Consider the following 12,620-nt stretch of genomic DNA (forward strand, 5'->3'; position numbering starts at 1 on the left):
TCATATTGCCACCAGCGTACTGGCTGAAGAAATGCATTCCTAAAAGCCGATCGAGTGTTAACAAGGCCAAACTAACAGTTAAAATGGGAAATGCAAGAGCAATTAGAATCATTGAACTAAATGTCGTCCAAACGAAAATAGGCATCTTCATGAAAGTCATGCCCGGAGCGCGCATCTTAATCACAGTTGCAATGAAATTAACACCCCCCAGAAGCTCCCTACGCCCGCAATCTGTAACGACCAAATAAAATAATCCACGCCCACTGTGGGGCTATAATACAATTCAGAAAGTGGAGGGTAAGCCAACCAACCTGTTCCTGCAAAATCGCCTACAACGAGAGAAATGTTACATAACATCGCCCCAACAAAAGTCATCCAAAAGCTGAAGGAATTAAGATAAGGGAAAGCGACGTCCCTGGCACCGATTTGTAGTGGCAAAGCAATATTGGCAAGACCAAATACTAATGGCATGGCCACAAAGAAAATCATAATAACACCGTGGGCCGTAAAAATTTGATCATAATGTTCGGGAGGTAAGAAACCAATATTCGCACCTGCTGCTATAGCTTGCTGCGAACGCATCAATACAACATCAGAAAACCCCCGCAGCAACATGACACCGGCCAAGAGAACATACATAATGCCAATTTTTTTGTGATCTACGGAAGTTACCCATTCATGCCAGATGTAAGACCATTTTTTAGTAATCGTGATAAACGCTAAAACTCCAAAAAAAAACACAGCCATGAAAATGCCAGCGCCCATAATAATCGGGGTATGAAGAGGGATAGCATCAAGTGTCAATTTACCTAAAAAAAGTTCTCTTAACATCATTGATCCTTTTATTAAAAAATTAATAATGAGACTCTTTATGTTCGCGCTGAGTGGACATTCCAGTTGTTTGCATATACTTTATCATTATCTGTGAAAATAAATTAGATACTACTGACGAATAATAATGCACAGGTTCTTTGATAGAAGGTTGAATAAGCTTTTGGTACATGGGTGGGGTTAATTTCTCACCCGACCGCTTAACTTCAGCAAACCAACGTTGCAATTCATTCGGTTCCACCACTTTCACATCAAAATACATATCCGAAAATCCATCTCCATTATATTGGCTATCAAGCCCTTCATAAGTTCCATCTCTTGAAGCAATTAAATGCAAGCGTGTCCGCATTCCGGCCATGGTATAAATTTGGCTTCCTAACTGCGGAATAAAAAAAGCGCTCATTGGAACGTTATCGTTAGTGAACATAAATTCAACCTGCTTACTCCTAGCAATCTCTAAATAGTTGACTGTAGCAATATTTTGTTCTGGATAAATGAAGAGCCATTTCCAGGGCAAAGCTACCGCCTGTATCACCATCGGTTTCCCTGCCCCTTTTATTATTATAGGGCGATAAGGATCCAATTTGTGGCTCATCGTCCACGTTATAATGCCCAGAACAAAAATAATGGCCATTGGAATGCCCCACCATATCGCTTCTAACAAAACGCTATGGCCCCAATTCGGCTGATAATCTGAAGTTTTATGACTGGCGCGGTAACGAACAATAAAAGTAAAGCTCATGATGAAAACGGGTATGACTACGATTAACATCAAGGCAAGTGAATCAAAAAATAACTGCTTTTCTTCGTAGGTTATTACCCCTGTAGGACTCAGAATGCCAGTCATCATCGTACGACAGCCTACTAAAGTAAGGGCACTTAAGATGCTCAGGCCAAATAAGGAAAACTTCAGCATTTTTTTCAAAGAATTACAAAGTTTCATGTTTTTCTTATCAATCATCGCAACTTCCATAGTTCATTATTTAACCAATTTTTTATCTGGTAGGGTACTTTTTCTGCCATATAGGGTACTTTTTTCTGCCATAATATATTGTTAATATCGTCTGGAGACAACACCTAAAGACAAATGGAGATTAAAAAATTCTCATATCTTATTTTTGCTCACTGCTTCCGTTTAGTTTCTATTATTTTGTCCCTGAGAATTCTGGTTAACATGAACGATGCCAAAAATATGGCAAGAATCAAGAATAATATATAATATACAATGAGTCGGTTATATTATGGGTGGTGTTCTTCCCATCATTTTTGACTCTCTAGCGTTCATGCAAAATAACAGTTTTGAACCAAACTGGCAAATTGGAGTCACTATTATCAGCCTTTTCATTTTCATGTTAGTTGTTAGACTTTTTTGAGTAATCTTTGTGAATGCTTCAAAAAGCTTAATAGAAAAACATCTGAACAAAATTCTTTTTTTGTTTGGCTTCTTCGGTCTGATGTTGGGATATCTTTTAATTTATGTTAATTTTTTTGCTCCCGTTGTGGCTTACCATCCTCAATAACTATTAATAATTTACAACCTCAGCTATTTTTTCTAACAAGGTAAATGTAATTCGCCTTTAAACTCTTTTGTTAATCTTTTTAATTTTTCCAAATATCATCCAGAGAAAAATTTTCTTAATAATTTTAAATTAGAATTATTACAATGCACCGGAATAAATACATTCTGAGGAAAATAAAAAATGAAATTAACAAAAAGATTAACTACACAACTTGAAATTAACCTATATTAGGCTCTAGAAGCTACAAATGATGAGTATAATTCAGCTCAAAAAAAAGACAAAGGGGGATGAGAAGGATTCAAAAACGTCGGGAAAGATATAAAAATATTTATAAACTCATTCAAATAAATCGGAAAAAGGGAATAATTAGTGATATTCTTAACCCATATTTTCTTGAAGTATGGCTAGAGATACTCCAAACTAAAGAAAAATATCTTACCGAAATTCCAATTAATGAAGCAAAATTCTCAAAAAATGATTTTAAAGTTATAAGAAATAACAACGTCGTTATAAGATTTCTATGTAGAATCTAATAACTTTTATACCACTATAAAATCTTAAAAAATCGAAAGAATTTTTTAAGATTTTAATTTTTTAAATTTTTTATTTTATTATAAAGATATTTTAGAGCAAATTAAAAAATTTTATCACTCTTTGAAAAAAGAAGCTAATAAAATTAAATTGAATTATTAATATAATTTTGAACAAGACTTAATCGAGGAGTCAGAAAAAGAAGAAATTAAAAATTACAAAAAGAAAAATTTATTGAAAAAGGCTTATAATTATTTAAAATTTTCTGCTTGATTTTATAACATTACTGACCAATATCCAGAAACCAAGAAAACTAGAAAAAAAATAAAAGAAATTTTTCATCATTTAGGTAAATTTAATCCGTCAAAAGGTAAAAAAAGAAAGTCTCCACCCTATCTGAAACAGGGTTTAAAAAGAAAAAACAATTTTAAATATTACTAAAAATAATGTAGATCTCAATCAAAACAAAGAAGAGATCTAAACGAAAAAAATATAAAACAAACTCTTGCCAAAATATCTTTATTTAATAAACCTCCATTTTATAGTCGATTATTTTTTGGGAAATAGTTATCCTATCTCATTATACGAAAGGGAATAAAAAAGAAGCAGATCAAGTTAGGAATTGCTAACTACTTTTTTTGAATAACTGTATCAAAAAAATCTTATTAATTTATCTGAGAACAAATCTTTTTCATATAAAAAAATGGTTTCTGATTATTTTACCAACTTAACAAACGTTATAAAAATTATTTAAAATAATTTTTCATTAAAAACATTAAGAAGCTTATCCCATTTTTTCTTTAGAAGAGCTTAAAGAAAAGAATTTGAAATATTATTTTATCACAAGAATGATAGTATTATTCTGGACTAGAAGTCTTTTTGGTTTGATAAAAAGCATTTAGTCACTTTTTTTAAACGCTACTCTCAATATAATATATAGGCTTATTACCAAACATGAGCATTACCTGAAAGAAAAAGATAAGGTAAAATGATATTTCTAGTTTCTACAAATGGATCTACCAATTATGCTTTATGTAAAATTGTTACGCGAACTTGTTAAATTTTATATTGAGCCAAAAAATATGGATTATCTTTTATATTTTACTATATTTTACTACATTGAACCCACCTTTAATTTATCGGTAATGTATTTAACTATTGGAACATTATTTAAAATTTTAAAAAATAATATCTAAAGATGCAAAAGATTATCAGATTTTTAATAAAATTCAGTCGCTAAAATTTATATTCATTCTCAAATCAAACAGCCTATCATTTCTATCTTAAGCGTTAGTTTCTTAAAACCTTTTAATGAAATAAAAACAATAGAGAAAATATTAGAAGAATATCTAGATTTTCTCTATCTCTCTAGTAGGTCTAAAGTGGGCTCTAAAACTCTTTACAAACATCCATTACACTTTTTAGAAATTAAGTATCGAGAAATGTCTGACGAAGAGAAACAAGTAGAGGCGATTTTCAAAAGTTGGATAGCATCAGAAAACTTTTAAATACTTACTTAAAACGGACTTAATGTCTTATCTTTTAGAAGACATTAAGTCCCTGCTCTAGATCTCTCCTAATGAGTTCACTTAGGCTGCAACGACAAGTCTCCTTTCTTACATGTCGAGCTAGGCCAATTTGTTAGCCATTCATTATATTGATGTGGTCCGTCCGGTAATTTCATACCAAGACGCTTATATTCATTGATGGTCAATTATCGAGTTCTTGTTCGAATTTATCAATAGATAATCCCATATAATCCAGCTTATGCTCCCATATACTCACTAAATTAGAACCGCATATAGAACAAAAATTTTTTATAATCCGCTCTGATGAACAATATTTTGATAAATATCTCCAGTTAACCAACTTAAAAATCCTTTTTCCTGATGGCTGAAGCTGTTTGAAACAGCAGTACCATCCCACCAACGTCAAAATGAAAAATGGCAATTTATAATCAGACCAAGTTCACGATTTACCTCATGGCCAATTTTTCTAGAAAGGCATTATCGAGTTATTTTTCATCTTTAGTTATCCTTTAGTTTGATTATTTCATTTATTATTTCATTTATTGAATTAAAAATATAATAAAATTTTATAATAAAATTTCTCTATTAGAGCAACATTAAAGGTAGAGAGTGGGAAATAAAAATTTTCTATTTTATGCTATCTTTTGAAAGATATAAAACTATTTAAGGAACTGTGCCGTGAAATCTCAAAATTACCAAAAGAATTCTCACCACGAAACTTGGAAAACTTGAAAAGACAAAATTATTGAACGAAATGTATATACTTACACCCTCCATATGTAGAATATTAGTTATCGCCCATTTGGCGAACTTTGCTACATCTATTAGCTTATTTAAAAAAATGGAAAACTTTTCATATTTAAAAGCCAAGAAAAATTTAGTACCTAAAATTTTTGTGGTATTTAAATTTGAATAACTCTTTCCTATTTTTTCTGATTATTTGAATACTAATCCTCGACTTTATCTGAAGGCATATTTTCATAAATTAAATTACTAAAAAATTTTGATATCACCTATTGGCGTACCAACCGGAATTTGAGGTAGACTTTATTTTAGGACATAAAAGTAGCTATTGAAGTCAAATTAGTGAATAAGTCCACCAACAGGATTTAAAGAGTTTAATTAGTTTTCTGAAAAGTATCCTAAAGAAAAATCATTGTTGTTTTTAAAATCCATATTAAGGACTTTATAATTATTAAGAATATTGATCGCGAGATAAAAGATCACTCCGCTAACCCCATAAATAGCTCAATTATTTTTAAGCCTAGAAATACTAGCTTATCTTGATTCTTTAATTTAGCTCTTTTTGAGCTCAATTTAAGATGAGCTAAAATGATTTTTTTACTTTCTAACTGCAATTACATCTTCTACAATAATTAATACCAAAAATAATTTAGATATCAAAAAGAAATTTAAGTTCTAATATATGCTAAAAGGTATACCTAAAAATAAAATAAGAAGCACAAATACTAAAAGAAAAACGTATAAAAAAATTAAATTGTATTATTTTTTTATTTAAAAAAAGTAAAATTAAAATTAACTAAAGACTTATAATATGCAGAGAAACCTTTTGAAGCAATACTCATAATTTGAAAACATTGGTTAGCCATATTAAAGCAATACCAATCAGGAGCATAATGAGATAGCTCAAATTGCTGGATATTTTTTGTTTATTGTCTCAGCAAATAATCTGCCTCCTCTTACAGTATAATCAATTTATTGCTACAATTATCAATTTATAAGTTAAAATGTGATATATTTTTTACTTAAATTGATAGACATTGTTTCACTTACGTTGCTAATATTCTTTAAAAGAATAGCTGAGAACTCTACAAAAAGAATATAAACTATTCCTGAAATTAATTGAGCATATCTCATTGTTTTAATACGTATTTCTCAATTGTGTTCTTCGCTAATATATCTAGACGTTTTTAAAGCCTTGGGATAATAAGCATATCTAGCACTTTCCGAAAACCTTTCCAAAAACCTTCCTGTTATAAAATCCATATATGCCTATAAATAAAAGAATTAATGTTACGAGACCATTTTCCTAAGCACTACCTTTAAGATTAATTCCTTTCAATAAAAACGCGATTAGTAATTTTTAATAAAACGTGATGCTAATATAGCTATGCCAAGTACAAGATCTGATAAATAATCAATTTTAGGGATCTAACCAGTTTTTTAAAATTATTTTTATCTCGGATTCAACATGCTTAATATTATCGAATACTCCCACCCACCACCCAAACCGTAAGATTAATATCATTCCAGCCATAATTAAGATTGCCAAAATACTGCCGATTTTTAGTAATAAAGGAGCAGAAATTAAAAAGCTACCCCTAATAATCAAAGACAAAAGCGTAACAGTTGCTAACTAATAATTCTTTATCTGTCAATTTTTTATTAAAAAAGTAAGCTAACTATAATGACAGCTAGTGTTACCATTATAGATTCATTTCTCCATCATAATCCCCTGTATATTAAGAAATTTTTTTTAAAAAACTAATTAACGTTAAATACTAACTCAGACAATGATGTTTCACAAATAGCTTCCATGAAATTTAATTTCGTGAGTAAGTCATCCATTCTTTTTTTATCCCACTTTAGCTTGAGTTATGGATCAACTCTGCGCTAATTGCACGCGCCAAGATAATAATTTTTGAAGATATCATAATGAAACATACGTTGTAAAAGTTTTTCACCAACTTACTTTTATATCTCCCGGACTCTCTAAAATATGCGTATAAATAAGTACGAGTGTACATTAGTCACGCAAAAGTCACGTAAGAATTTCTTACACTCAAGGTATATATACTATTTGTTTAATACAGCTATAATACTAGCTCTAAGGTTTCAAAATATATGCTTTTTTCTATATCATAAATGTATGAAATTTGAGCAATGACTCGGGAAGTCTTTGTCTCTGAAATACAAGAACAAATCGTAGAGTCTGAAAAAAAATTATTACTGCAGTGGGTGTATCTGCCGATATTGATATGGCATTAAAATTGGCTGCCAAAATTTCAGGTAAACAAATAAAACATTACAACTTATCATAGAATATGATCCTGAACCACCATTTGACGCTGGTTCTTCTAAAAAAGCTGATCCGAAATTACTTAGAATCACTGAAGAAAAATGGTCGCTCTGTTTGAGAAAATTTAAAAAGATAGGCTATAAAAAATTACGCAAGGAACTAGACAGTATTGACAGTGCCCACCCCTTGAACGGTAGTTATTCTACACACAGTCCACATAACCGAACGGTCATCGTATGGTGGCTTGGCTGGTTGCGCTAGTCTATAGGTTACGAAGGCGTTTTACTTTGTAATCAAAGTTACACAACGTCCTGCAATTTTTTCACGAAATTCTTCAGAATAGCATTCCAGTTTACGATATCAACTAAAATAGGCAAATTGGAGTTTAAAAATTCAAATTTCAACCCATTTATGGTTTCAATGGGAATTAGTTTAGCACCTATTACCACAAGATCTTGATCAAAAAATGTTTTCCCTCGCCCAGTCTCACGCAAATAAAAAACTTTCATCTATATCCGGCAAGTATTTCTTTAAAATCCTTTTTTTTATTAATGCTAGTGAATTTAAATCTAAGTCAATCATTGTTTTGCTCTAATTCTTTAAGCGAAGCTTTAACCGCTGATAAAAATTGGATGGCAATATCATAAACATATTTTTTATTTTTTCATTGTTAATAAGTGGGCTGCGGGTCTCATTAAATTCAAACCAAAGAGAAGGATTGTTAATCATTTTTTTAGCTACTAATCGAAATAAATGTTTCTTAGTTCTAGGCTCTGCTTCTTCGGGCTCAACATTTAACTTTATCCAACGCTGTAATAATTTCCAACCCAACTCATAAGTGTATTCAAAACACTGGATAACTGAATCACGAACAATGTGGGCGGCAATATTTAGAAAGGTTGTTAAAATAATCAATTTAGATCTAGAACCATAGGAACCTCAATATAATCTGGTGCCCGGGGCCGGACTCGAACCGGCACGGGTTATTCCACCCGAGGGATTTTAAGTCCCTTGCGTCTACCAATTCCGCCACCCGGGCATAAAGATAGACAGAGAAATCTATCTAATTTTTAAGCAAGGCTGAGGCCGGAATCGAACCGGCGTATACGGCTTTGCAGGCCGCTGCATAACCACTCTGCCACCCAGCCCTATTAAGTTCGTAATGTTAGCTTACTCTGATATCTGACTCAACCAATAATTCATGCCATATGCGCGCCAAACATGGATCTGCGATAAAGACGTAAAACAATAGCAACTAGAACAACTGCAACGAGAACAGGAGTAGGAGGAAGTTCCTTCTGGCGAGATGGGCGAGACAGTCGAAATTGGCGGAAACAGACTAATCCCGACACAAAGAAGTTTCTCATCACCAAGTAATCGTTCACAGCGTTCTTGGAACTTTTGATTCTTGGAATTCTCACCTAATTCTTTGATCGCCCTCTGGAGCCCTTCTCGACATTTTTGCGCCAGCTCCGTGCAACGCCCTACTGGAGTGGCATTATATATTTGTAATAATGCAACCACATAAAACAAATTCTTAGTTTTTTCAGCTGCTCTAATTTTTCTTAAATTTTTCGTTAGGGGGCTGCCTTCAGAAACTCTCCAGTTTGCTGAGCTTTCTGCAAAGTTCTTTCTAAAAGAGAAACGCCATTCTTATAGCAATTCATTCTTATAGCAATTCTTATAGCAGATAATACAGAACGCTCCTGCCCATGATTCAAGCAGTACGTAAAACCATCTCGCCTTGATTCATGTGGTATGAATCTCATTTCGAACCTTAACTCAGGATGGCTCAATAAAAAATTTAAACTTTTTTCATACCCATTTTTTAGATACTGCTACTAAGTGGAGCATTCCATTGCCCCTTTCTGCGAGAAGATCACCACCTTTATTAATAGTTTCAAATAAAATTCCTATTCTCTGCAGCTGCTAAAACAGTGGTTGTCCCATCGGGTCTACGATCCATAATATTGGCTCCGCTTTCTACCAAAAGTTGCATACAGGCGAAATGACCAACCCTGTTGAGCCACCTGACAAATGAGAGTATCTCCTTGTACCGTGTATCTATTCTGCCAAAAGCTGAGAAATTCTTTTTAATTTAATTACTTCCAATTCCTGACTCCTTAAGCTCACTTGAGATTTTTCATCACTTAATTTTTTATTCGCCATCCTATCTAACTATCGCTATATCCCCCCCTTATTCATTCATGATGAATTTTTCGTTTTTCATCGCCAAAAAGAATCCACCATTCCTCCTTGCATTTTCTAAATATTACTAATTTTCCTTGTCGTAGTTGGATTTTTTCTTCTTCAGAAATTATTTTGGGAATTTCTTAATATGATAACTTGGTAATTACAAATTTCTATGCACCAATTAATAACTTTCAAAACAGAATAATTAATAGAAACATGACTCTTTTTGTTACCTAATAATTCCTCTAACACGAAATAATGACCCTGACGGGTGGCCTCCATAACGGTGCTCCTCCAAACCTGAAACAACGAAAGAATTGGCGACCACGCTCTTAGATAGCAGGCTTGCACACTTTCTAAAAATCACCATTGCATCACCATTGCCCGCCGCATAATGAAGCGCTGTAGCCCTATTTTCGTTACTCGGTTAAGATTAGTCTGAATCCAACTTTAATAATTCTTCTATCAAATATTTAATTATCTCCGTACGATGATATCGGGCAGCTAATATCAAAACTGGAAATTTGTCAGAAAAGGGATTCTGCTTTCCGTTTATTACTAGATTACGGTACACATTCCAAATGACCATTTTAAATGGCTTTATAAAGCGGTATATCTAAATAAATTAAATTTGACTAAATCTTCTTCGAAAAGCACCTTCGTCAAAAGATATTTCCCTATTTCAAAATATCCTTTTTCCATTACTTGTCCAAAAGCTTTAATTGTTTTTTTAGAAATGAGAAACGTTAGTTCTATTTCACGTAGGAATTCGATACAATGCAAATATTCTCTGTTTATTATTTTGCTATAACCCGTCTTACCTTTAGTTAGCTGACAGAAAAGAAATATCCGTACCTTCATTAAATAAAATTCCTGCCCTTATTAAATTTGCACCGGATAAGCTCACCATAAAGTTCGTCGTTTTGATTCAATGTGCGACGATGTCTTAGTGACTCGTTAAGAAGATTTTCTTCAGAAAGAGGATTTAAATTTTCAGAAAACTGATGGGTAGGATCTGGGCTTTTTGTTCCTAGTTGGCCTGTCTTCTATATCCCCGTTTCCTGCTCTGAAACAAAAAACCTCACATCATACTCTTGATCATTATTACTTCCTAAATATAAGTAGGCTTTCAACTCTTTCGTAATGTTGACTAATAGAGAGGAAAATTTATTATTTAGAAGTAATCTAACTAAATATAGATAAAAATGCTAATACGCTAAAAAAACAAAGTCTCTCTTCGCCTTAATAGGGTTAACTTCTTTAGCAGGCCCTTTAAAATCTGCTTTAGTAGGGGGGTATTGATTATACAACGCCATTTACTGGACTCAACCTGAATTTCGGAGTTGTTGTCGTCATTCCTCAAGTTGATCAACAAAGTTATCAATTAATCTCTAATACAGATCCTGATAGGAATTAAATATTTATAGATCCTAATAGTAATTTTTCCAATGCACATATCATCGCCAACATGTTTTTTTGAAAGGGCGTGAAAATTTGCCATAATGATAGTACATAGTGACACGTGAGCACCCATCAAACCTCGACCATAAGGGTGAGGGAAAAACTAAAAAAGAGCTATAGCATAGCATAAGCAGGTATTTTTATCGATCAGTTGCCCTAATTCCAACTGAGTAATCGCCATTTGCTTAGACAATACCATTTCCTTTCACGCTTATATCTCTACCAATCTTAAGGTCATGTGTTTTTTCACTGCGCTCTTTGTATGAGCGAAATAGCGTTTCTAAAAACGAAACCAAAAGCTTAATCATTTAGATCCCCACAACACATCATTCAGTATTGTTTTAATGTAGCTGTGCATTAACCACACCCAAATAATAGGTCATATAAAGATCAATTAAAATCCGTTCTCTCGCCAGCAATACATGCTCCGAGACCAAATACCCAATACCCGTCTATATATAACGCCGAAATCGGAAACCACACCAACAACCCCATCGGGGTCGGTACTACTAACATTTTTTTAGCTTTTCAAAAACCTTTACCGTCGTTTGGACAAATCGTTCGACCCATTTTTCGCGAGCAAAAAGACAAAGAGTTTGAGCAAGGAAAACTGACCATAACAAGACTTTCTTTCAGTTTTTTTTAAAAATTCACCAACATCATTAATCATTTTTAACACAATTGTTGTATCTAACCGTAAAGTAGCCGCCATTGCTGAGTCGTTAAATGCACATGACTTTACGAAAATTACATAAACGCGTCCGCTCCATGTGCCGTCTAGTCTTTTACCGGACCGCTAAAGCTTTTGTCTTTATAATTTTCTTTAGCTCGATAAAGCCGAAGCAACGCTGCTAACCCTTTTTCACAGTTCGTTTCATAAAATTCATACTGCTCAATAAGGGCTCGCGCCATTTCAATGGCATCCGATTTGTAACGAATGCGAGAAACACTTTCTATGGGCTCGGATATATAAGGTTCTATAACTCTCAATGATTAAACATGCACTGAAAAACTCACGCTTTTTCGCATCATGCGGCAAATAATGGCGCCGCCGGTACAGTAAATGAAAACTGCTTCTTAATTTTTTTCAAGTACCTTCACATAATGATTAAGCGCTTCGTTGAAATTTTCATAGTAATAAATAACGCGATAGCGCTTATCCAAAGAGGGTATCCTTTGAACCCACCAAGAGATAGCCGTTCGTCCCGTTTTTTGATTAATACCAATGTCCGAGAACGTACTGATAGGTAAACAGGAAATCGGAAAATCTTTTATTCGTCCTTCTTTTTCGGCACGTCGCAACCTCTTAGAAAAATAAGCACCCGGCAGGCCAGCTTCAAACGAACAATAAAATTCGTGTTGAATCATCTCTTCTCAAATACGGCTCCTTCGCAATTCGTTGATTTCTCATGGGGTAATTATCGGTGTGCCATCTCGCTGTTTGGTATCGTCTACCGTTACCGTTGACAATACGAATCCGTATTATTTAGATTATTTATTTAGATTATTTATTTA

The 12,620-nt window shown here is 33.2% G+C and carries 6 protein-coding genes, 2 tRNA genes and 2 pseudogenes; all 10 read right to left on the reverse strand.

Annotated features, from left to right (window positions below):
* A pseudogene (locus tag B1F79_RS00320) lies at positions 1-831 on the reverse strand (cbb3-type cytochrome c oxidase subunit I); the annotation flags it as partial.
* Positions 832-853: 22 nt separating this feature from the next.
* Positions 854-1,792: a COX aromatic rich motif-containing protein gene (locus B1F79_RS00325; RefSeq protein WP_251365533.1), complete on the reverse strand. Its 939-nt coding sequence runs from the start codon at positions 1,790-1,792 to the stop codon at positions 854-856.
* A 4,362-nt stretch (positions 1,793-6,154) separates the two neighbouring features.
* A complete protein-coding gene (locus B1F79_RS07215; protein ID WP_504739175.1) occupies positions 6,155-6,304 on the reverse strand; it encodes an Aq_097 family APC-type transporter in 150 nt (49 codons plus the stop codon).
* Positions 6,305-7,750: 1,446 nt separating this feature from the next.
* The gene (locus tag B1F79_RS00330) at positions 7,751-7,960 is read right to left on the reverse strand and encodes a hypothetical protein (protein ID WP_251365534.1); all 210 of its coding nucleotides are present in this window, start codon (positions 7,958-7,960) and stop codon (positions 7,751-7,753) included.
* A gap of 65 nt (positions 7,961-8,025) precedes the next feature.
* Positions 8,026-8,367: pseudogene (locus B1F79_RS00335) on the reverse strand (nucleotidyltransferase substrate binding protein).
* A gap of 34 nt (positions 8,368-8,401) precedes the next feature.
* Positions 8,402-8,490, reverse strand: a tRNA-Leu gene (locus B1F79_RS00340).
* Between the two features lie 38 nt (positions 8,491-8,528).
* Positions 8,529-8,599: transfer RNA gene (locus tag B1F79_RS00345), tRNA-Cys, on the reverse strand.
* 3,044 nt (positions 8,600-11,643) lie between these two features.
* Positions 11,644-11,817, reverse strand: a complete 174-nt coding sequence (locus tag B1F79_RS00350; protein WP_251365536.1) for a hypothetical protein — start codon at positions 11,815-11,817, stop codon at positions 11,644-11,646.
* Positions 11,818-11,882: 65 nt separating this feature from the next.
* Positions 11,883-12,095, reverse strand: coding sequence for a hypothetical protein (locus tag B1F79_RS00355; protein ID WP_251365537.1), 213 nt, complete (start codon positions 12,093-12,095; stop codon positions 11,883-11,885).
* 87 nt (positions 12,096-12,182) lie between these two features.
* Entirely contained in the window at positions 12,183-12,473 is a 291-nt protein-coding gene (locus B1F79_RS00360) for a hypothetical protein (RefSeq protein ID WP_251365538.1), read from the reverse strand.
* Between the last annotated feature and the right edge of the window lie 147 nt (positions 12,474-12,620).

The organism is Coxiella-like endosymbiont of Rhipicephalus sanguineus (genome assembly GCF_018687865.1).

Excerpts from the sequence above, each read along its gene's own strand:
- B1F79_RS00325 (WP_251365533.1), bottom strand. The coding sequence starts at position 1,792 with ATGATTGATAAGAAAAACATGAAACTTTGTAATTCTTTGAAAAAAATG.
- B1F79_RS00330 (WP_251365534.1), bottom strand. The coding sequence starts at position 7,960 with ATGAAAGTTTTTTATTTGCGTGAGACTGGGCGAGGGAAAACATTTTTT.
- B1F79_RS00350 (WP_251365536.1), bottom strand. The coding sequence starts at position 11,817 with ATGGCGGCTACTTTACGGTTAGATACAACAATTGTGTTAAAAATGATT.
- B1F79_RS00360 (WP_251365538.1), bottom strand. The coding sequence starts at position 12,473 with ATGATTCAACACGAATTTTATTGTTCGTTTGAAGCTGGCCTGCCGGGT.